The sequence below is a fragment of the Sulfurovum sp. genome, assembly GCF_049668085.1.
Taxonomy (GTDB): domain Bacteria; phylum Campylobacterota; class Campylobacteria; order Campylobacterales; family Sulfurovaceae; genus Sulfurovum.
Genome location: NZ_JBATIY010000048.1, coordinates 25,448 through 45,673, shown reverse-complemented (window position 1 = coordinate 45,673; position 20,226 = coordinate 25,448). Strand labels below are relative to the sequence as shown.

Here is a 20,226-nt window from a genome sequence, read left to right as displayed (position 1 = left end):
TCTTTGATAGGACTTTCAAAGAGACCCATATAAAATCTATCAAGTAAAGCTCGCATACCTTCTTCCCCAATGTCTGTTAAGAATGCAGGATTAGGTTTGGTTACAGGAGGGTTAATACCTTCCTGGTAAGGGAGTATAGAGAAATCTAGAGTGGATGCAGTAAAGTTCATAAAATGCCTTTTGTTTATTGGGAGGTTATAACATGAAACAGCTTAGGTGTCAAGCACTAGAGAATTATCGACACCCGCCTGTACCGCAACTATCACTGTTGTCCACAGCGAAGCTATTGGCATATCCGCATTCCAAACATTCAAAAGAGAGTATCTTCGGCCCGGAACATCCGCCAGACCGTTGATCTGTCAGCTCAATGCTTTTTTGATGACATTTAGGGCAAAACCCTCGCTTTATCGCATCGAGTTGTTCTTTTTTTTCTTTAAGATAATAGATGTACACAAATACAGAGCCTAAAAGGATGATGAGCATAAAAGCCAGAAGATAAAATGAATCGATAATAGACTCCTTACGTCATATATGTTTTTAGTTCTTTGACTTGTCTTTTGTAGTCAGGTAAATGTTGTTCAACCAGTTGCCAAAAATCTTTTTGATGATGTTTATGTTTGATATGTGCCAGTTCATGAATAATGATGTATTCTATCACATCGTGCGGGAGTTTCATCATCATCGTATTAAAGCTCAAAACATTTTTTCCACTACAGCTTCCCCACTGCCGTTTTGTTTTCCGAAAACGAATATCTGCAGGAGAGAGGTTCATTTTCTCTGCCCAGCTTTCTACATGAGCAGGTATGTGCTTTTGTGCTTGATTTTTGTAGAATCGGTCGAAGTGTATTTGAAAAAGTCTTTCATCATAGGTATGGTAAAAGAGTGTAAACTTTTCGCCGTCAAAATTAAGTTTTACTCTTTTTTTACTATGTTGGGTTAATGTAAATGGGTAGGTTTGACCTAAAAAATAGCACTCCGGATTTTTGGAAAAATCTAAAGATCTCCCCTTTTTTTGTTGTATCTTCTCTCTGGAATTATTGATCCATGAAGACTTCTTCAGTAAAAGTTGTTCTATCTTACGTTGAGATACTTTAGGAGATTTGATGACGAGGTTTCCCTCGTTGTCAAAAGTAAGATAAATGTGTTTAAGTTTGGGGTTAATGATATGTATATATTGTGGCAGTAAACTCATGTCGTTAGATCAATTAATGATCTTATCGTTTTTAAACGTTACACTTCTATGCACGCTTCCATCGACGTTGTAAGAAAATGCCTGTCCATTTCTTATACCATATTTATAAGGTATGGTTGCTAAGGTATCACCATTTGGATATAAGTCTTGTACATCACCATGTACTTCTCCATTGATAAAAGGTACTTTTCTTATTACTCGACCATTATTATCGTAGATTAACTTCATACCGTCATTTACACCATTTTTAATACGGACAGTTGAAGCCAGAATTCCATTGTAACGATACTCTTTGCGAAGACCATTTTTACCGCTTTTATCATCCATAATAAATTCAGAGCGCAATTCACCGCCGGTATAGTACTCTTTTTTAACTGTTTTTCCAGAAAGACCAGGTTCATTACAGCCATTTAAAGTAAGAAGTACCAATAGAGAAAGAAATAAAGATAGTTTTTTCATAGAAAGCCTTGATATTTTAAATATTGCTAGGAGTATACTATAAATTGCCTTTTTTTGCTGTTTAGTATAGCGTATTGTTTATACACAAGATCATTCTATATGTTTGAGGAGCATGTTATGCATATCTTCTTTGGACATAGGATGACTGTAGTAATGCCCTTGGATATTGATACACCCTTGCTCTAGCAGGAAGTCTTTTTGTTGAGAGGTCTCTACCCCTTCTGCAATAAGATCAAGTTTTAGACTTTCAGCTAGTGCAATAATTGCTTTAACAATAGCAACATCCTCTTCATCATCTGGGATATCTTTGACAAATGAACGGTCAATTTTAAGCCTATTGATCGGTAAACGTTTCAAGAGAGACAAAGATGAGTATCCTGTTCCAAAATCATCGATAGAAATACCTATGCCTAGATCATTTAATTGAGTAAGTTTTGTGATGATATCTTCAGGATTTTTCATCATTTGACTTTCAGTGATCTCCAGTTCTAACCAGGAGGCATTAAAATCATTCTTCTGAAGACACTCTTCTATCTTCTGGATAAAATTAGGTTTATCTAACTGTTTGATAGAAATGTTGAGACCAAGTACCCCTGGATTCAGTCCCTCTTTATACCATTTAGACATTTGATCCATCGCACTATGCATAACCCACTGATCGATCTCAACGATCATGCCTGTTTCTTCTGCTAGAGGAATAAACTCATCAGGTTGCAGAAGTCCCATAGTAGGGTGTTCCCAGCGTACCAATGCTTCTACTCCTACCAATCTACTGTTAGATGCATTTATCTGTGATTGAAAATGAATAATAAATTCTTTATTTTCTATAGCCTCTCGTAGACTTGTATGCATTGTCATACGCTGCAAAGCATATTCTGTCATTTTAGGTGAATAGAACTGATAATTATTACGTCCTTCTTCTTTTGCTTTATACATAGCGGTATCGGCATACTTCAGTAGAGACTGTGCATCTGTAGCATCTTGTGGGTAAAAACTAATCCCGATACTTCCTGATACATAAAGTGTATGTTTGTCGACCACGACTGTTTCTGTCAATGCTTTAAGGATCTTGTCTGCCAATATAGCAGCATCTTCAGGCTGCCGTAACTCTTCCATAATGAGTGTAAATTCATCACCGCTTAAACGAGCCAACGTATCTTCCTTTCTGGTAATACTTTCAAGACGTTTTGCTATGGCTTTTAGAACAAGGTCACCTATTTGATGGCCCAGGGAATCATTAATGTGCTTAAACTTATCTAGGTCAATAAAAAAGAGTGCTAATACATCTTTATGGCGTTTTGCTTTTTCAATCCCCTGTATTAGGCGATCATTAAATAAGACTCGGTTTGGAAGACCGGTCAATGTATCATGATGTGCTTGATGTTGGATCATCTCTGCTTGCTGCACTAGTTTCAATTGATCCTCTTTCTCTTCACTGATATCTGTATGTGTACCAATCATACGAATAGCCTTTCCCTCCTCATCAAACAGTACTTTTCCTCTATCTTGAATCCAAACCCAATGACCATCCTTATGTTGTAATCGATGTACATTTTCATAATACTCAGTCTCTCCATTTAGATGTTTATGGATATCTGCCCACGTCTCTTCTGCATCACTAGGATGGAGTTTACTCTCCCACGTTGAGAATTCATTAGTGAGTTCATGATCTTCATATCCAAGCATCTCTTTCCAGCGGGCTGAAAAGTAAACAGAATCATCAAGAATATTCCAATCCCAAATACCATCGTTGCTTCCCAGAAGGGCCAATTCCATACGCTCTTTGAGTTCTTTGTTTATTCTATTGCTTTCTTTAAGTGCTTTGGTTTGTTCTTCCACTTCTTCACTGGTGATATTGATAAGATGTGTAAGCGCTTCGATAGAAGCACTGTTGATATTAGGTTTATGAGATTCTATATCTAGAGAAGCATGCGATATGATATCACTTTCGCTTAGCGAGACCAAAGTCATTGTTTGGTTGAACAGTTCTCTTTTTTTAGAGGTGAAAAACTCTCCATAGGTAAAAAATCCAGATACGGGAGCGATCTGTTGTAGAGGCATGACTTCAGATTCGATCTCATCCCCCATAAAGTACTTACGAGTCATACAGGAGTAGATAAAGATCCCTTCAGAAGGTTTTTTTGAAGTGGTATCTAGTATATTTTGCGATTTTTTTAAAATTTCTTTACTGTTCCCATACCCGATCCTGACTTTTTCTCCTGTATATAGATTGCCTGCAACGATCAGCGACCCATCTTTCTCTTTAGCCAGTGCAACACGAGAGATATGTGAACCATGACGATTGAGTATTAATGGAAATTCGATGCCAATACTAGGAAGACCTTTCGCAAGGTCTTCTCCTAAATAATAAGCATAGGTATCTACCGCACTCCTCCCGTCAATGGTATAAATCCGGTTCCCTTCAGCTTTAGTGATAGTAAGCTCATTCCCGATAGGATGCCAGTTGAAACTGTAATCCTTATGGACATTTAAGTGCCTACTATTCAACGTCACAGCAACAGCACCTTGTGTGCATATATGCTCTTTCGTAAAGACAAATGTTTTTATAAAATGATTGTTGTCTCCTGCATGCCCCCCTGCAACAATGACATGATCATTCACAGAGCTGATACCACTTAGAAAATCTTCCCCATTTGTATGCAAGCCGTCTACAAAAGAAATAAGCAGCTTTGTATCAGGCCCTATCAACTCTTTTGCCAAGTATTGACCACTGTGATAGCCATTTTTTTTATGCTCTATGGAAGCTGTTTTAAGTGTAGTGTTCTCAAACTGGGTAAAACTCAGGACAACTTTTCCAGAAGAAACTTTTCCATCCATGATCTCACCATCAGTAGTACTCCCTATGATCACAGCATTTGGTAGAAGTTGCGTTAATTCTGATAAAAGAGTAGATATAAAAGGTTTCTCTGTAATAGCAGAAAACACTTGTATTAAAAGAGAGGAAGAGTTTTGAATCTTTTCATCATGGATAAATGATGCTAATTCTTCTTTGTGTGTATAATAGGTATTGATACTCTTCATAACGGAATTACTCCCCCCTTATATTTACAATGCAGACATATAACACAACACACTATCTATTATAATATAGTGCATGATAAAAGTAAAGGATTCTTGTCCAGATACGAGAATAGATATTTGAATGATACTTTTTGGATATTCTAATACATGACTTGTAGGTTTATATGGCTGAGAGGAAGGGATTCGAACCCTCGGTGAGTTACCCCACACAGACGTTCCAGGTCTGCACCTTCGACCACTCGGACACCTCTCATTATACATATTAAATATCTATCAATAAACAAAAAAAGTTTTGGATTATCGCTTGAAGATATTAAGAAGATCGTAATACCCCTCCCCAGATCCCTGCGGCACACAGTAAAGAAAGGTGGGCTGCTATGTTCCCATCCTGACCCGTTGTCTCTCAGAACCGTTGCACAGGTCTGAAAAGAGGCATGCGAATTTTAACCAAAGCTAGCTTATAGTTAGGCGTTTACTCAAAAAGTGTTTCATCATGAATAACACTCCATTCATTAAAAGGAATGGCTTCAAAATGCAGTTTTTCTATCTGGTATTCATAGCTATTGGCTACAGTAACAATGGTTACTTTTTTGATACCGTATTTTTTGTAGATGGAAAATTTACTTTGAGACTTTACCCAAAGGCTCTCTTCGCTCTCAAATGGCGCAGGGATAATGAGTTCATATTGGGTGGTTACATATCCATGTATACCCAGCGTTTGTACATGAATACGGTGTTTGATAAGTGCTAAGGCTATCATGGTGTCAAATTGTAAAATGAATGGTTGTCCCAGAGTAAGATATTTGGCAAAGGCAAAGTCAAAAAGCAGCATCTTTTTTCCCGATTTCTGGTATCGGTCTTCGATGAATAAAATAAGTTTTTCCTGGGTAAAGCGTTTCATCGTTTTATAGAGCCAGTCTTTTGAAACTTTGAACTTCTCTTTTGCAAATGTATATATTTGGTGGGTAGTGAGGTGTTTTGTATGGTGTTGTGCTAGGATGAGGAGCAGCTTTTTTTCATTGTCGTCAAAGGAACTCTGCAAAAAGGTTTTCATTGCTTGTATACTTGTTTTCTGTGATCTTGCAATCAAAGGCAGTGTTCCAGAGCGTAAGAAGTGGTTAAATCCACTACTTTGTGAGGCGCTGCTTTCAAAGGCAAGAAACTCCTCATAATCCAAAGGGAAAAGCTCAACAGGTGTAAGGTCTTTCATCTCAAGTGCTATACGTGAGAGCACGATAAGCCTTTCTACATTTGGAAAATAGGGAAGATACCCTTCTGTGTAATGATCAAGTACAAGCAGGGTAATGCCTTCACGATCAATATACTGCTGTAGTGAGAGTGTAGTGAGTGTATGAAAAACAAGATTAGGATCTTCAAGATCTATATAAAGTGTAGTATCTTGATCTTCTTCATGCAGCAGGTCGAAGATCATAGCTGTCTTACCTGATCCACGTACACCATAGAGGTTAATGTCCCCTTCTGGAGGCAATTGACATTTTCTAGGGATATAATTTTCAGTTAAGTGGCGTTGATTTTGGTAATATTCAAGTAAATCCATGACCATCCATGTGTTAAGTTTCCTTATTAAAAGGAAATATTTTTCAGTATTGTAGCGTTTTTAGACTAAAAAGTATTGTACCTTTCAAAAACTTTGGGTATAATTCGCGTTCCTAAATTTATGTTAGAGGGTTTAAGCCCTGTGTTTTAGGCACGTACTAACGAGTTCTTTTAAAGGTAAAATATGGAAAAAATTAGATTAAAGCTTAAAGCTTACGATCACAGAGTATTAGACAGATCAGTTGCTGCTATTATAGATGCAGTTAAACGTACAGGTGCAGAGATTAGAGGGCCAATTCCAATGCCAACTAAGCTTAAGCGTTATACGGTTCTTAAATCACCACACGTCAACAAAGACGCTCGTGAGCAGTTTGAGATCAGAATTCACGGAAGAATGATCGACATCGTTTCGGCTACTTCAGATACTATTGATTCACTTATGAAGTTGGATCTAGCACCTGAAATTGAAGTTGAAATCAGATCAATGGACAAGTAGGAGTAGAGAATGGAATTTATTGTAGAAAAAATTGGTATGAGCAGAACTGTTGATGTACCAGCTGTTCCAGTTACACTTCTTAAAGTCGTTGAAACGAAAGTTTGTGAAGTGAAAGAAGACGGAAAAGCACTTGTTGCGTACAACTCAAGTAAAAAACTTAACAAAAGCATTGAAGGTCAGCAGACTAAATTTAATGTTTCTAAAGAGTTTAACAAATTTATGACTATTGAAGTAGCAGAAGGTACTGAAGCTGGCGATTTAAGCACAGCTGCATTGTCAGATACTGAAACTGTTAAAACTTCACTTAACACTAAAGGTAGAGGTTTTGCCGGTGGTATGAAGAGACATAACTTTGGTGGTGGACCTGCTTCCCATGGTCACAGATTTGGTAGACGTATCGGTTCAATCGGTAATGCTGAATGGCCAGGACGTGTTCAAAAAGGTAAAAAAATGCCTGGACAATACGGAAACACTAAAACAACTGTGAAAAATGACGTTGTGTCATTTGATGCTGAAAATGGCATCTTAGTATTAAAAGGTTCAATTCCTGGTCACAATGGTGCCAGAGGATTGGTAAGGATAGTTAAATAATGAAAACAACAGTAATTAAAACAACAGACCTTCCTCAAGCATTTTTGGAAGTTCACCCACATAACCTTTACCTTTATTGTAAAGCGTATGCATCTGGTCTTAGAGCCAACACAGCACAGACTAAAACTAGATCTGATGTACGTGGTGGTGGTAAGAAACCATGGGCTCAAAAAGGTGGAGGACGTGCAAGAGCAGGTTCATTAAGATCACCTATATTCGTTGGTGGTGGTGTTGCATTTGGACCAAGTACAAATAAAAACTATGATCAAAAAGTGAACAAAAAGCAAAAGAAACTTGCGCTTTACCATGCATTGGCAGAGATGGCAGCAAATGAGAGACTTTTTGTTGTTGATAACATCGAAATTGCATCAGGTAAGACAAAAGATGCATTGGCATTTGTAAACGGACTTGAGCAAAGAGATGTACTTGTAGTGAAAGAGATGATTGATGATAAGACTTTCTTAGCATTTAGAAACCTCCAGAACGCATACCTTGTTGAATCAAATGAGCTTAATGCTTATTTAGCTGCTGCATATCACTCAATCGTGATTGAAAAAGCAATATTTGATAAATTGACTAAAGAGGCTTAAGATGGCAGATATTACAGATATTAAAGCAATTATGTATACAGAGAAGAGTTTGGCTCTTCAAGAAGATGGTGTCATCGTAGTTCAAACAACTCCAAGAATGACTAAAAATGGTCTTAAAGAAGTTTTTAAAGAGTTCTTCGGGATCAATCCACTTAGAGTTAACTCAATGAGAGTAAACGGTAAAGTGAAAAGATTTAAGGGTGTTGAAGGAAAAAGACCAGACTTGAAAAAGTTCTATGTGAAGCTTCCAGAAGACGCTAAAATCGAAAGCTTAGCGGTATAAGGATAGAAGATGGCAATTAAAACATATAAACCAACCACACCTTCCCGTCGTTATATGACTAACCTTGACAGTGGTGATATCACTGCTAAAGCAAGCGTTAGAGCACTACTTAAAAATCTTCCAAGATCTGCAGGTAGAAACAGTAACGGTAGAATCACTTCTCGTCACAGAGAAGCAGGTGCTAAAAAACTATACAGAATCATCGATTTTAAAAGAAATAAATTTAACATCGAAGGTACAGTAGCAACTGTTGAGTACGATCCATACAGAAACTGTAGAATTTGTCTTATCAAATATGTTGATGGTGACAGAAGATATGTACTTCAACCAAAAGGTCTTAATGTAGGTGATAAAATCATGTCAGCTGAATCAGGTCTTGATATCAAGACTGGTAACGCAATGAAATTGATCAATATCCCAGTGGGTACTTTGGTACACAACATTGAAATGAGTCCAGGTCATGGTGGTCAGATCGCACGTTCTGCGGGTGGTTATGCACAGATCATGGGTAGAGATGGTAAATACGTTTCACTTAGACTTCCATCTGGTGAGATGAGATACGTTCTTGGTCAATGTCTTGCAACTATCGGTACTGTTGGTAACGAAGATTTCGCAAATATCGTTATTGGTAAAGCAGGTAGAAGCAGACACCTTGGTATTAGACCACAAACTCGTGGTTCTGCAATGAACCCTATCGATCACCCACACGGTGGTGGTGAAGGTAAAACGAACTCAGGTCGTCATCCAGTATCTCCATGGGGTACGCCAGCTAAAGGGTTTAAAACTCGTAAGAAAAAAGCTAGTGATAAGTTAATTATCTCTAAAAAGAAAACAGGTAGGGGCTAAGATATGGCAAGATCGACAAAAAAAGGTCCATTTATCGATGGTCACTTAATGAAAAAAGTGTTAGCGGCAAAAGAGTCTGCTGACAAAAAACCAATTAAAACTTGGTCAAGAAGATCTGTGATCTTCCCTGAGTTCATTGGTTTGACAATCAACGTTCACAATGGTAGACAATTTGTACCAGTATTTATAACTGAAAACCACGTAGGTTATAAACTAGGTGAATTCGCACCAACTAGAACATTTAAGGGCCATAAAGGTTCTGTACAGAAGAAGGTAGGTTAATTATGAGTAGAGCATTATTAAAATTCGTAAGAGTATCACCTACTAAAGCTAGACTTATCGCTAGAGAAGTTCAGGGAATGAATGCTGAACTTGCTCTTGCAGCGCTAGAGTTTATGCCTAACAAAGCAGCGGGTATCGTTTCTAAAGTAATTGCTTCTGCAGTTGCTAACGGTGACTTTGAGCCAGAAGAAGTAGTGATTACTTCTTGTAGGGTTGACAAAGCAGCGGTAATGAAAAGATGGAGACCAAGAGCTAGAGGTACAGCTTCTAGAATCATTAAACCAACAGCGCACATTTTAGTTGAAGTTGGCGTAGCTGAAAAAACTGGGGAGGACGCATAATATGGGTCAAAAAGTAAATCCTATAGGTCTTAGACTTGGAATCAACAGAAACTGGGAATCAAGATGGTTTCCAGCAAAAGGTAGAACAGCAGATTTTATTGCTGAAGATTACAAAATCAGAAAATACCTTAAAAAAGAACTTTTCTATGCAGGTGTTTCTAACATCATCATCGAAAGAACGGTTAAAAAATTAAGAGTAAATATCGTAACTGCTAGACCTGGTATTATTATCGGGAAAAAAGGTGCGGATATTGAAAAATTGAAAGCAACACTTATCAAAATGCTTGGTAAAGATGTTTCTATCAACATTAAAGAAGAGAAACGTCCTCAAGCTTCAGGTCAACTTGCTGCTGAAAACGTTGCAACTCAACTTGAGAGAAGAACTGCATTTAGACGTGCAATGAAAAAAGTAATCCAAGGTGCACTTAAATCAGGTGCAAAAGGGATTAAAATTTCTGTATCTGGACGTCTTGGTGGTGCTGAGATGGCAAGAACTGAGTGGTACTTAGAGGGTAGAGTTCCTCTTCATACACTTAGAGCTAAGATCGATTACGGTTTTGCTGAAGCACATACTACTTATGGAATCATTGGTATTAAAGTTTGGATCTTCAAAGGTGAAGTTCTTGCTAAAGGTATCCAAGCTGAGCCACAAGAAGAGAAAAAAGGTGGTAGAAAGCCATCTAGAAAAAGAGGTGAATAGTTATGTTGATGCCTAAAAGAACAAAATTCAGAAAAGTAATGAAAGGTCGTAACCGTGGAAAATCTTTCCGTGGTAACAAGATCGAGTTTGGTGATATTGCGATCAAAGCTATAGAAGCTGGTAGAATCGATTCTAGACAGATCGAAGCTGCGCGTATTACTATGACTAGAAAAATTGCTAGAACAGGTAAAACTTGGATCAGAGTTTTCCCAGATAAGCCACTTACTGCTAAACCACTTGAAACAAGAATGGGTAAAGGTAAGGGTGCTGTTGATAAATGGGTTATGAACATTAAGCCAGGTAGAATTATTTTCGAAATGGCTGGCGTTGAAGAAACTCTTGCAAGAGCAGCTTTAACACTTGCAATTCATAAAATGCCATTTAAGTGTAAAATCATCACTTTAAAGGATACTAATGAACTATATTGATTTAAAAGATAAAAGTGAAGCAGATCTTTTAGAGATGCTTAAAGAGAAAAAACTTGAATTGTTTACATTGAATGCAAAGCAAAAAACTATGCAACTTACAAACACTTCTGAATTAAGAGTAGCGAAAAAAGATATCGCAAGAATTCAAACAGCATTAACTGCTGCTAGATCGAAGTAAAGGGTCAGACATGCCAAAAAGACAAATAACTGGTACTGTGATTAAAAAGGCTGGAGAAAAAACTGCAACTGTATTGGTTGAGAGAAGAGTACTTCACCCAAGATATCACAAGACTGTAAAAAGATTTAAAAAATATCTTATTCACGATGAGAAGAATGACATTAATGTTGGAGATACAGTGAGCGCTATCGAATGTAGACCACTTTCAAAAACAAAAAGCTTCAGACTTCTTGAAATCGTGAAGAGAGGAGAAGTGTAATGATCCAAGGTTTTACTAGATTAAATGTAGCAGATAACTCTGGTGCTAAAGAGATCATGTGTATCAAGGTTCTTGGTGGATCTAAAAGAAGATATGCATCAGTAGGTGACGTTATCGTTGCTTCTGTAAAAAAAGCACTTCCAACAGGAAAAGTAAAAAAAGGTAAGGTTGTTAAAGCAGTTGTTGTTAGAACTAAAAAAGAGATCCAGAGAGAAAATGGTTCACTTATTAGATTTGACGACAATGCAGCAGTAATTATCGATGACAAAAAAGAGCCAATAGGTACACGTATCTTTGGTCCTGTAAGTCGTGAAACTAGATATGCAGGTTTTATGAAAATTGTATCACTTGCACCGGAGGTATGGTAATGGCTAAAACATTCAAAATCAAAAAAGGTGACCAGGTAATGGTTATCGCTGGTGATGACAAAGGTACAGTTGGAGAAGTGCTTCAAGTACTTACAAAAAAAGATGCAGTAATCGTTGCAGGTTGTAAAACGGCTAAAAAAGCTGTAAAACCAAGCGAAGAAAATAAAGAGGGTGGATTTGCTAACAAAGAAATGCCGATCCATATCTCAAATGTAAAAAAAGTAGAGGGATAATCCTATGAGTAGAATGAAGCAAAAGTACAATGACATCGTTCCTGCACTCAGAGAAGAGTGTGGGATTGCAAACCCGATGCAGACTCCTAAGCTTGAAAAGATAGTTATCTCTGTTGGTGCTGGTGAAGAAGGTAAGGATAGCAAACTTATCGCTAACATGGCTGACACTATCTCACTTATCGCAGGTCAAAAAGCGGTAGTGGTTATGGCTAGAAAATCTGTTGCAGGTTTTAAGGCTAGAGAAGGTGCTCCAACAGGTATAAGAGTTACACTTAGAGGTGAGAATATGTATAACTTCTTTGACAAACTCGTATCTATTGCTCTTCCAAGAGTAAAAGACTTTAGAGGTACACCAAGAAAAGGTTTTGACGGACGTGGTAACTATAACTTCGGACTTCAAGAGCAATTGATGTTCCCAGAAGTTGAATTTGACAAAGTGATCAAAACACACGGTATGAATATTACAATCGTAACGAGTACTGAAGATGATAAAGAAGGGTTCATGCTTTTAGAAAAGCTTGGTATGCCTTTCGCTAAAGGGAGAAACTAATGGCTAAGAAATCAATGATTGCTAAGCAAAAGAGAAAAGCAAAATTCTCTACGCAAGCATATACAAGATGTAACATTTGTGGTAGACCTCACTCAGTATATAAAGACTTTGGTCTTTGTCGTGTGTGTTTAAGAAAGATGGCCAACGAAGGTCTTATCCCAGGCATGCGCAAAGCAAGCTGGTAAGGAGAATTAAAAGATGATGACAGACATAATTGCAGACTCTCTTACTCGTATAAGAAATGCTGCGCAAAGAAGACTAGACGTAACAACACTTCTTCATTCAAATACGATTGAAGCAACCGTATCTATTTTTGTAGACAAAGGTTACCTTGAGAGTTATAAAGTAAAAGAAGATGGAAACAAAAAAACTATAAAAGTAGTTCTTAAATATGATGAGAATGAAAAAAGCGTGATCAATGAGATCAAAAAAATATCTAAGCCTGGTAGACGTGTTCACCAAGGTAAAGACGATATTAGAACATTTAAAAATGGTTACGGTACTTTGGTTGTTTCAACAAGCCAGGGTGTTATTGCTAATGATGAAGCGTATACTCGTGGAATCGGTGGCGAAGTAATCTGTAGTATTTGGTAAGGAATAAAAGATGTCAAGAATAGGAAAAAGACCAGTAACTGTGGCAAGTGGTATTGAAGTATCACTAGACGGTACGACTCTCGTGGCTAAAAAAGGCAATCTTGAAAAGAGACTTGAAACTCATGGTAGAGTTGGAATCAGCATCGATGGTTCTGAAGTGACTTTTGAGAGAATAGGTGATGAAAAACAAGATGCAGCGTTCTGGGGAACATACAGAGCACTCTTCAACAACATTATCATTGGGTTAGATAAAGGTTATAGTAAATCTTTAGAGATCAATGGTGTTGGTTATAGAGCAGCTGTTCAGGGTAAAGTACTTAACCTTCAACTGGGTCACTCACATGACATTAATTTTGATATCCCTGAGGGACTTGAAATTAAAGTTGAGAAAAATATCATTACTATCAACGGTACAGATAAACAAGCAGTAGGTCAAGCCGCTGCTGAGATTAGAGATTTCAGACCACCAGAGCCATACAAAGGTAAAGGTGTGAATTATACTGATGAAGTGATCATCAGAAAAGCTGGTAAAGCAGCTGGTAAGTAAGGAGCGTTAGATGTTAAAAAGTATACAAAAAAGAAAAAATAAACTTCGCGCTCAAAGAAAAGCTAGAGTAAGAGGTAAGATCTTCGGTACAGATACATTGCCAAGATTGACTATATTTAAGTCAAACAAGCACTTTTACGCTCAAGCTATCAATGACACTACTGGTGTGACACTTGCTTCTGCTGATGGTAGAAAACTTGGTGTTAAAGTAAACCAGGAAGATGTAAAAAAAGTAGCTGTAGAGATGGCTAAAAACCTTGCTTCTAAAAACATTGAAACTGTTGTTTTCGACAGAAATGGTTACCTTTACCACGGTGTTGTTGCGTCATTTGCTGATGCACTTAGAGAAGCCGGAATTAAGTTTTAAGGAATCATGATGCAAAATAATAATGAAGAAATTGAAAAAGAATTTGAAGAAGTAATCGTTAATATCGGTCGTGTTACTAAAGTTGTTAAGGGTGGTAGAAGATTTAGATTTACTGCGCTTGTAGTTATTGGTGACAGAAACGGTACAGTTGGATATGGATTTGGTAAAGCCAAAGAAGTTCCTGATGCGATTAAAAAAGCGGTTGATGATGCGCACAAGAATCTTGTGAAAGTAAACATCAAAGGTACAACTATCGCTCATGATATTGAGCACAAATTCAACGCAAGTAGAATCGTGCTTAGACCAGCGAGTGAAGGTACAGGAGTTATCGCCGGTGGTGCTGCTAGACCAGTACTTGAGCTTGCAGGGGTAAAAGATGTCCTTTCAAAATCAATCGGTTCTAACAACCCAAATAACCTAGTAAGAGCAACAATTCAAGCACTTACTAGAATCAAAGCGTAAGGGGTAAAGTATGGGTTTACATAATTTACAACCTGCTCCAGGGTCAACGAAAAACAGAAAAAGAGTTGGTCGTGGTCAAGGTTCAGGAACAGGTAAAACAGCTGGACGTGGTCAAAAAGGTCAAAAGTCTAGATCTGGTTATAGTAGAAAAAGAGGTTTTGAAGGTGGTCAAATGCCACTTTACAAAAGATTACCTAAGATCGGTTTTACTTCTACAGTTGAAAAACCGTATGTGATCAATGTAGAAAAAATCAAAGCAATCGCTGAACTTTCTGAGATTACTCTTGAGACTATCAAGTCAGTTCATAAATTACAAAAAAATGTAACAAAAGTGAAGTTGATTGGTGTGTCTGCAAAAGATCTTGCAGCTAAGATCAAAGACGACGCTGTTACAACAAGCGGAAAATAATTATGGGCAATGCTTTAACTCAAAAAATCCTTATTACACTAGGATTCCTTTTTGCGTACAGAGTTTTAGCCTATATCCCAACTCCAGGTGTTGACTTGAATGTTATCAAAGAGTTCTTTGATACCAATTCAAACAATGCCCTTGGGCTAATGAATATGTTCTCTGGTAATGCCGTTGAACGTTTAAGTATCATCTCTTTAGGTATCATGCCTTACATTACTGCTTCCATCGTTATGGAACTTCTCGCAGCTACTTTCCCAGCACTTGGTCAAATGAAAAAAGAACGTGACGGTATGCAAAAATATATGCAGATCATTCGTTATTTCACTATTTTTATTACTGTAGTACAAGCTATTGGTGTATCTATGGGACTTCAAAGTATGACAGGTAGAGCAGGACAAAGTGCTGTAATGATCGATCCTATGATGTTTACAATAATTACGACTTTCTCTATGTTAGCGGGTACGATGTTATTGATGTGGATCGGTGAACAGATCACACAAAAAGGTATTGGTAATGGTATTTCACTCATTATCTTTGCAGGTATTGTATCTGGGTTACCATCTGCTATAGGAAATACAGTAAGAGCAGTAAATGCCGGTGAGATGAACTTCTTAGTGGTACTGGGTATTTTGGCCGTTATGCTGATTACTATCTTAGCTATTATCTATGTCGAACTTGGAGAGAGAAGGATTCCTATCTCTTATTCAAGAAAAACGATCATGCAGAATCAGACAAAAAGAGTGATGAACTATATCCCTGTAAAAGTGAACCTTTCAGGGGTTATTCCTCCTATCTTTGCTTCAGCCGTATTGATGTTCCCGCTGACAATGCTTCAGTCAAGCACTACGCCATTTCTTATGGCAATTGCTGACTCATTGGCACCAGGTGGGATCACATTTAATGTTGTAACATTCTTACTTGTAATGTTCTTCGCATTCTTCTATGCTTCAATCGCATTTAATGCTAAAGACATTTCAGACAACTTGAAAAGACAAGGTGGATTCATTCCTGGTGTAAGACCAGGAGAGCACACTAAAGAATTTTTAAATGAAGTTGCAAGTAGACTTACGGGTTCAGGTGCAGTATACCTTGCAATCGTTTCTACGATACCATTTATGATTATCTCTGGAATGGGTGCAAGCTTCTACTTTGGTGGGGTTGCTGTACTGATCATCGTTCAAGTTGCACTCGATACAATGAGAAAGATCGAAGCGCAAAGAACAATGAACCAATATGATACATTGGGTAATGTAGGTCTATAATGGCTATCGCTATTAGAAAACCTGATGAGATCGCTAAGCTCAGAAGAGCTGGCGAGATCGTTGGTAAAACACTTCAATATCTTCAAAATATAATCAAACCAGGTATGACACTTAGTGAAATTGATGCTTTAGGTGAAGCGTATGTACTAAAACACGGAGCGGTACCATCTTTTAAAGGATTGTATGGGTTTACGGGTTCTGTATGTACTTCCTTAAATGAAGTATGTATCCATGGTGTCCCTACAGATAGAGTGATTGAAGAAGGTGATATTCTGGGTTTAGATATCGGGACAAAACTGGATGGATATTTCGGTGATGCTGCGATCACAATGGCAGTAGGTAAAATATCTGCTGAAGATGAAGCACTGATAGCATGCTCTAAAGACGCACTCTATCATGCAATAGATTCTATTAGAGAAGGTATGCGCTTTAAAGAATTAACCAAAATTCTTGAAGACTATATCGTTTCTGCAGGCTTTGTTCCATTGCGTGATTATTGTGGTCATGGTATCGGTACAAAACCGCACGATGAACCTAATATCCCTAACTATCTTGAGGGTAAAACAAATCAGGGACCTAAGATCAAAAATGGCATGGTCTTCTGTTTGGAACCTATGGTATGTCAAAAAAGTGGTACTCCGGTATTACTTGACGATAAATGGTCAGTGATAAGTGAAGATCAACTTAGATCAGCACACTATGAACACCAAGTTGCAGTAGTAGATGGCAAAGCTGTCATCTTAACTGAAGCATAATAATTGATAAAGGAATACAATGGCTAAAGATGATGTAATTGAGATTGATGGCAAGGTAGTTGAAGCATTACCTAATGCGACATTTAGAGTAGAGTTGGACAATGGACACATTGTACTTTGTCACATTGCAGGAAAGATGAGAATGCACTACATTAAGATTCTTCCAGGCGATACTGTAAAAGTGGAACTTACTCCATACAGTCTTGATAAAGGTCGTATCACATTTAGATACAAATAGAACGGGAACTTTCTCGTTCATACTAGCATTTGCAAATAGATTGCAAATGCTTATTTCTACATTCAAAACCATTATTACATTTCACTATAAGATAAACTTAATAGAATTTTCGGTATAATCCCCATCCCTAAAACTATTAGGCTTTAGGAAACTGCGCGAAGAATCTTTGATTAAGTTGCACTGATTACTCAAGGGTTGGATTATGATACGTCAATAATCCACGCAAAAACAGAGTACTTAAACAGTACTTAGGTGCAAATATATCGTAGGAGTAACCATGAAGGTTAGACCATCAGTTAAAAAAATGTGTGATGATTGTAAGATCATTAAACGCAAGGGTATCGTACGCGTGATTTGTAAAAATCCAAAACATAAACAGAGACAAGGATAAACATGGCACGTATTGCAGGTGTTGATTTACCACAAAAGAAAAGAATGGAGTATGCACTTACTTACATTTACGGAATCGGATTGACAACTTCAAGAAAAATTCTTGATAGAACAGGTGTTGATTACAATAAAAGAGTACATGAACTAACAGATGCTGAAGCAGCAACGATTCGTAATGATATTCAAGAAAATATTGTAGTAGAGGGTGATCTTAGAAAAAAAGTAACTTTGGATATCAAAGCACTTATGGATTTAGGTTCTTACAGAGGTCTTAGACACAGAAGAGGTTTACCTTGTCGTGGACAAAAGACAAAGACAAATGCGCGTACTCGTAAAGGTAAGCGTAAAACTGTCGGCGCAGCGTAAGGGAGTAGTTAAATATGGCTAAGAAAAAAGCAAAAAAAAGTATTGCTAAAGGTGTAGTGTACGTAGCTGCAACTTTTAACAACACTGTAATTACAGTAACAGATGAAATGGGTAACGTTATCGCTTGGAGTTCTGCTGGAGCACTAGGGTTTAAAGGTTCTAAAAAATCAACTCCATTTGCAGCAACAGAAGCAGTTCAAGATGCGTTAACTAAAGCAATGGAAAATGGTATTAAAGAAGTAGGGATCAAAGTTCAAGGTCCTGGTTCTGGTAGAGACACTGCTGTTAAGGCGATCGGTGCGACTGAAGGTATTCGTGTAACATTCTTAAAAGATATTACACCACTTCCACATAATGGTTGTAGACCACCTAAGAAGAGAAGGGTATAAGCATGGCAAGATATAGAGGTCCAGTTGAAAAACTTGAAAGAAGACTTGGTGTTGATCTTGGATTGAAAGGTGAGAGAAGACTCGCTGGTAAAAGTGCATTGGAGAAAAGACCATATGCACCAGGACAACATGGACAAAGAAGAACAAAAATTAGTGAATATGGTCTCCAGTTAAGAGAGAAACAAAAAGCTAAATTTATGTATGGTGTAAGTGAAAAACAATTTAGAGCACTTTATAAAGAAGCAAACTCAAAAGATGGCAACACAGGTTCTATCCTTATCCAACTTCTTGAGCAAAGACTTGATAACGTAGTTTACAGAATGGGATTTGCTACAACTAGAGCATCCGCTAGACAATTCGTAAACCACGGTCACGTAACTGTAGATGGGAAAAGAGTAGATATCCCTTCATTTAGAGTAAAAGCGGGTCAGAAAATCGAGATCAGAGAGAAAAGTAAAACGAATCCTCAGATCATCAGAGCAATCGAACTTACTAACCAAACCGGTATGGTAGAATGGGTTGATATGGACAAAGAAAAACTTTTTGGTTTATTCACTAGAGTACCAGAAAGAGAAGAGATCGCAATCCCAGTTGAAGAACGTCTAATCGTTGAGCTATACTCTAAATAATACATAAGTAAAGGCTATTAATGAGAAAAATTAAAGTTGCACCATTTATGCCAACAGAAGTAGAAGTAAACGAAATTAGTGCTAACCGTGCTGAGATCGTTGCTTATCCTTTTGAGAGCGGTTATGCTGTTACACTCGCACATCCACTTAGAAGACTTATTTTAGGTTCTTCTATCGGGTACGCACCTATTTCGATCAAGATCGAAGGGGCCGCACATGAGTTTGATAACATCAGAGGTATGCATGAAGATGTTGCTGTATTTATTATCAACCTCAAGAATATTCGTTTTAAAATTAAAGACGAAAGTGATAAAGTTGAACTGAAATACAGTTTCTCTGGACACAAAGAAGTGACTGCACAAGATCTTAATAATGATCAAATTGAAGTTGTAAATGGTGATCTTCCACTTGCGACATTGAATGAAGATGCAGAACTTAACTTTACAGTGGTTATCTCAAAAGGTATTGGTTATGTACCAAGTGAAGACCTTAGAGATGATGTTGAAAGTGACAGTATTGCACTTGATGCTTTCTTTACTCCGGTAAGAAAAGCTAATTATAAGATTGAGCCTGTACTTGTAGAGGACAATCCTAACTTCGAAAAGATTATATTTGATATCGAAACAGATGGTCAGATCGGTCCGGTTGAAGCGTTTACAAATGCACTAGAAGTAATGAATAAGCAACTTTCTGTTTTTAACACGGTACTTGATTTAGATATCTCTATAGCACCGGTAAAAAGAAACAGTGATGATAGTGAACTCAAACCTTTTATGCAAACTGTAGATAGTCTTGGACTTAGTGCAAGATCATTCAACTCACTTGACAGAGCAGGTATGAAGTACCTTGGTGAATTAGTATTGATGAGTGAAAATGAGATTAAAAATATCAAAAACCTTGGTAAAAAATCTTTAGATGAAATCTCTGAGTGTCTCGTAGAGCACGGATTTGGTTCAGATTTTGAACTTGCAGACGTTACAAGAGTAAATCTTGTAAAGAAAATAGAACAACTTAAAGCATAGTTGTTACAGTAAAGGAATATTATGAGACATAAGCATGGTTACCGTAAATTAAATAGAACGTCTTCTCATAGAGCAGCGCTTCTTAAAAACCTTTCTATTGCTTTGACAAAAGAAGGTAGAATTGAGACTACATTGCCAAAAGCTAAAGAGCTTAGAAGTTATTTTGAAAAGCTTGTTACTAAAGCTTCTTCTGGTGATTTTAATGCACACAGAGCAATTTTCGCAATGTTACAACATAAAGAGAGTACAAATAAAATTGTAAACGAGATCGCACCAAAGTATGCAGACAGAAACGGTGGATATACAAGAATTATTAAAACGCGTATGAGAAAAGGTGATTCAGCACCTATGGCAATTATCGAACTCGTATAATTACCTCTGAAACTTCAGTATTTCAA

34 protein-coding genes, 1 tRNA gene and 1 other RNA gene are annotated in these 20,226 nt (G+C 37.4%); 29 read left to right on the top strand and 7 right to left on the bottom strand.

The genetic code is table 11. The annotated features are described in order from the left end of the window. Positions 1 to 234: 234 nt before the first annotated feature. The 7 genes from WBM70_RS03300 to WBM70_RS03270 all read right to left on the bottom strand — a co-directional run bounded on the left by WBM70_RS03300 (position 235) and on the right by WBM70_RS03270 (position 6,251). Positions 235 to 453, bottom strand: a complete 219-nt coding sequence (locus WBM70_RS03300) for a hypothetical protein (protein WP_424557084.1) — start codon at positions 451 to 453, stop codon at positions 235 to 237. Positions 454 to 520: 67 nt separating this feature from the next. Then, positions 521 to 1,192 carry a M48 family metallopeptidase gene (locus WBM70_RS03295; RefSeq protein WP_424557083.1) on the bottom strand — a complete coding sequence of 224 codons (672 nt, stop codon included), beginning with the start codon at positions 1,190 to 1,192 and terminating at the stop codon, positions 521 to 523. 9 nt (positions 1,193 to 1,201) lie between these two features. Continuing rightward, entirely contained in the window at positions 1,202 to 1,651 is a 450-nt protein-coding gene (locus WBM70_RS03290) for a toxin-antitoxin system YwqK family antitoxin (RefSeq protein WP_424557082.1), read from the bottom strand. Positions 1,652 to 1,741: 90 nt separating this feature from the next. After that, positions 1,742 to 4,693, bottom strand: a complete 2,952-nt coding sequence (locus tag WBM70_RS03285; RefSeq protein ID WP_424557081.1) for a bifunctional diguanylate cyclase/phosphodiesterase — start codon at positions 4,691 to 4,693, stop codon at positions 1,742 to 1,744. 165 nt (positions 4,694 to 4,858) lie between these two features. Continuing rightward, positions 4,859 to 4,946 (bottom strand) — tRNA-Ser (locus WBM70_RS03280). A gap of 78 nt (positions 4,947 to 5,024) precedes the next feature. Then, positions 5,025 to 5,122: signal recognition particle sRNA small type (gene ffs / locus WBM70_RS03275), an RNA gene on the bottom strand. A 43-nt stretch (positions 5,123 to 5,165) separates the two neighbouring features. Next, a complete protein-coding gene (locus tag WBM70_RS03270; protein ID WP_424557080.1) occupies positions 5,166 to 6,251 on the bottom strand; it encodes a hypothetical protein in 1,086 nt (361 codons plus the stop codon). Positions 6,252 to 6,434: 183 nt separating this feature from the next. Between WBM70_RS03270 and rpsJ the strand changes: the two genes are divergently transcribed. From rpsJ to rplQ, 29 genes are all read left to right on the top strand, one after another. Then, positions 6,435 to 6,746, top strand: coding sequence for a 30S ribosomal protein S10 (gene rpsJ, locus WBM70_RS03265; RefSeq protein ID WP_223891937.1), 312 nt, complete (start codon positions 6,435 to 6,437; stop codon positions 6,744 to 6,746). A gap of 9 nt (positions 6,747 to 6,755) precedes the next feature. Continuing rightward, complete coding sequence (gene rplC / locus WBM70_RS03260; RefSeq protein WP_424557079.1) at positions 6,756 to 7,337, top strand: 50S ribosomal protein L3; 582 nt, start codon at positions 6,756 to 6,758, stop codon at positions 7,335 to 7,337. Continuing rightward, the gene (rplD, locus tag WBM70_RS03255) at positions 7,337 to 7,927 is read left to right on the top strand and encodes a 50S ribosomal protein L4 (RefSeq protein ID WP_424557078.1); all 591 of its coding nucleotides are present in this window, start codon (positions 7,337 to 7,339) and stop codon (positions 7,925 to 7,927) included. The genes rplC and rplD overlap by 1 nt, the downstream gene beginning before the upstream one ends. Position 7,928: 1 nt before the next feature. After that, positions 7,929 to 8,210, top strand: coding sequence for a 50S ribosomal protein L23 (locus WBM70_RS03250; RefSeq protein WP_424557077.1), 282 nt, complete (start codon positions 7,929 to 7,931; stop codon positions 8,208 to 8,210). 9 nt (positions 8,211 to 8,219) lie between these two features. Then, positions 8,220 to 9,056 (top strand): 50S ribosomal protein L2, encoded by an 837-nt coding sequence (gene rplB / locus WBM70_RS03245; RefSeq protein WP_424557076.1) that lies wholly within the window; start codon positions 8,220 to 8,222, stop codon positions 9,054 to 9,056. Positions 9,057 to 9,059: 3 nt separating this feature from the next. Then, positions 9,060 to 9,338, top strand: a complete 279-nt coding sequence (gene rpsS / locus WBM70_RS03240; RefSeq protein ID WP_373030250.1) for a 30S ribosomal protein S19 — start codon at positions 9,060 to 9,062, stop codon at positions 9,336 to 9,338. A 2-nt stretch (positions 9,339 to 9,340) separates the two neighbouring features. Then, entirely contained in the window at positions 9,341 to 9,679 is a 339-nt protein-coding gene (gene rplV, locus WBM70_RS03235; protein WP_008244854.1) for a 50S ribosomal protein L22, read from the top strand. Between the two features lies 1 nt (position 9,680). Continuing rightward, positions 9,681 to 10,379, top strand: a complete 699-nt coding sequence (gene rpsC / locus WBM70_RS03230; protein WP_424557075.1) for a 30S ribosomal protein S3 — start codon at positions 9,681 to 9,683, stop codon at positions 10,377 to 10,379. A gap of 2 nt (positions 10,380 to 10,381) precedes the next feature. Continuing rightward, positions 10,382 to 10,807, top strand: coding sequence for a 50S ribosomal protein L16 (gene rplP / locus WBM70_RS03225; protein ID WP_424557074.1), 426 nt, complete (start codon positions 10,382 to 10,384; stop codon positions 10,805 to 10,807). Next, positions 10,794 to 10,985 carry a 50S ribosomal protein L29 gene (gene rpmC / locus WBM70_RS03220; protein WP_424557073.1) on the top strand — a complete coding sequence of 64 codons (192 nt, stop codon included), beginning with the start codon at positions 10,794 to 10,796 and terminating at the stop codon, positions 10,983 to 10,985. Before rplP ends, rpmC begins: the two co-directional genes overlap by 14 nt. A gap of 10 nt (positions 10,986 to 10,995) precedes the next feature. Continuing rightward, positions 10,996 to 11,244, top strand: a complete 249-nt coding sequence (gene rpsQ / locus WBM70_RS03215) for a 30S ribosomal protein S17 (RefSeq protein ID WP_424557072.1) — start codon at positions 10,996 to 10,998, stop codon at positions 11,242 to 11,244. Then, entirely contained in the window at positions 11,244 to 11,612 is a 369-nt protein-coding gene (gene rplN / locus WBM70_RS03210; RefSeq protein ID WP_012084107.1) for a 50S ribosomal protein L14, read from the top strand. The genes rpsQ and rplN overlap by 1 nt, the downstream gene beginning before the upstream one ends. Beyond that, entirely contained in the window at positions 11,612 to 11,845 is a 234-nt protein-coding gene (gene rplX / locus WBM70_RS03205; protein WP_223891928.1) for a 50S ribosomal protein L24, read from the top strand. The genes rplN and rplX overlap by 1 nt, the downstream gene beginning before the upstream one ends. A 4-nt stretch (positions 11,846 to 11,849) precedes the next feature. After that, complete coding sequence (rplE, locus tag WBM70_RS03200; RefSeq protein WP_424557071.1) at positions 11,850 to 12,395, top strand: 50S ribosomal protein L5; 546 nt, start codon at positions 11,850 to 11,852, stop codon at positions 12,393 to 12,395. After that, a complete protein-coding gene (locus WBM70_RS03195) occupies positions 12,395 to 12,580 on the top strand; it encodes a type Z 30S ribosomal protein S14 (protein WP_424557070.1) in 186 nt (61 codons plus the stop codon). Before rplE ends, WBM70_RS03195 begins: the two co-directional genes overlap by 1 nt. A 13-nt stretch (positions 12,581 to 12,593) precedes the next feature. Further along, positions 12,594 to 12,989 carry a 30S ribosomal protein S8 gene (rpsH, locus tag WBM70_RS03190; RefSeq protein ID WP_424557069.1) on the top strand — a complete coding sequence of 132 codons (396 nt, stop codon included), beginning with the start codon at positions 12,594 to 12,596 and terminating at the stop codon, positions 12,987 to 12,989. Positions 12,990 to 12,999: 10 nt separating this feature from the next. Further along, positions 13,000 to 13,536, top strand: coding sequence for a 50S ribosomal protein L6 (rplF, locus tag WBM70_RS03185; RefSeq protein ID WP_424557068.1), 537 nt, complete (start codon positions 13,000 to 13,002; stop codon positions 13,534 to 13,536). Positions 13,537 to 13,546: 10 nt separating this feature from the next. Next, a complete protein-coding gene (gene rplR / locus WBM70_RS03180) occupies positions 13,547 to 13,903 on the top strand; it encodes a 50S ribosomal protein L18 (protein ID WP_424557067.1) in 357 nt (118 codons plus the stop codon). Between the two features lie 9 nt (positions 13,904 to 13,912). Beyond that, the gene (gene rpsE / locus WBM70_RS03175) at positions 13,913 to 14,365 is read left to right on the top strand and encodes a 30S ribosomal protein S5 (RefSeq protein ID WP_309495975.1); all 453 of its coding nucleotides are present in this window, start codon (positions 13,913 to 13,915) and stop codon (positions 14,363 to 14,365) included. Positions 14,366 to 14,375: 10 nt separating this feature from the next. Continuing rightward, the gene (gene rplO / locus WBM70_RS03170; RefSeq protein ID WP_424557066.1) at positions 14,376 to 14,774 is read left to right on the top strand and encodes a 50S ribosomal protein L15; all 399 of its coding nucleotides are present in this window, start codon (positions 14,376 to 14,378) and stop codon (positions 14,772 to 14,774) included. A 2-nt stretch (positions 14,775 to 14,776) separates the two neighbouring features. After that, positions 14,777 to 16,039, top strand: a complete 1,263-nt coding sequence (gene secY, locus WBM70_RS03165; RefSeq protein WP_424557065.1) for a preprotein translocase subunit SecY — start codon at positions 14,777 to 14,779, stop codon at positions 16,037 to 16,039. Continuing rightward, positions 16,039 to 16,794 carry a type I methionyl aminopeptidase gene (gene map, locus WBM70_RS03160; protein WP_424557064.1) on the top strand — a complete coding sequence of 252 codons (756 nt, stop codon included), beginning with the start codon at positions 16,039 to 16,041 and terminating at the stop codon, positions 16,792 to 16,794. The genes secY and map overlap by 1 nt, the downstream gene beginning before the upstream one ends. Positions 16,795 to 16,813: 19 nt before the next feature. Continuing rightward, a complete protein-coding gene (gene infA, locus WBM70_RS03155; RefSeq protein WP_223891920.1) occupies positions 16,814 to 17,032 on the top strand; it encodes a translation initiation factor IF-1 in 219 nt (72 codons plus the stop codon). Between the two features lie 277 nt (positions 17,033 to 17,309). Continuing rightward, the gene (gene rpmJ / locus WBM70_RS03150) at positions 17,310 to 17,423 is read left to right on the top strand and encodes a 50S ribosomal protein L36 (protein WP_295421135.1); all 114 of its coding nucleotides are present in this window, start codon (positions 17,310 to 17,312) and stop codon (positions 17,421 to 17,423) included. Between the two features lie 2 nt (positions 17,424 to 17,425). Continuing rightward, the gene (gene rpsM / locus WBM70_RS03145; protein WP_424557063.1) at positions 17,426 to 17,788 is read left to right on the top strand and encodes a 30S ribosomal protein S13; all 363 of its coding nucleotides are present in this window, start codon (positions 17,426 to 17,428) and stop codon (positions 17,786 to 17,788) included. Positions 17,789 to 17,802: 14 nt separating this feature from the next. After that, entirely contained in the window at positions 17,803 to 18,177 is a 375-nt protein-coding gene (gene rpsK / locus WBM70_RS03140; protein WP_424557062.1) for a 30S ribosomal protein S11, read from the top strand. A 2-nt stretch (positions 18,178 to 18,179) separates the two neighbouring features. After that, the gene (rpsD, locus tag WBM70_RS03135) at positions 18,180 to 18,806 is read left to right on the top strand and encodes a 30S ribosomal protein S4 (RefSeq protein WP_424557061.1); all 627 of its coding nucleotides are present in this window, start codon (positions 18,180 to 18,182) and stop codon (positions 18,804 to 18,806) included. A gap of 20 nt (positions 18,807 to 18,826) precedes the next feature. Then, positions 18,827 to 19,828: a DNA-directed RNA polymerase subunit alpha gene (locus WBM70_RS03130; RefSeq protein WP_424557060.1), complete on the top strand. Its 1,002-nt coding sequence runs from the start codon at positions 18,827 to 18,829 to the stop codon at positions 19,826 to 19,828. 21 nt (positions 19,829 to 19,849) lie between these two features. Continuing rightward, entirely contained in the window at positions 19,850 to 20,200 is a 351-nt protein-coding gene (rplQ, locus tag WBM70_RS03125; RefSeq protein WP_424557059.1) for a 50S ribosomal protein L17, read from the top strand. The last annotated feature ends 26 nt before the right edge of the window (positions 20,201 to 20,226 follow it).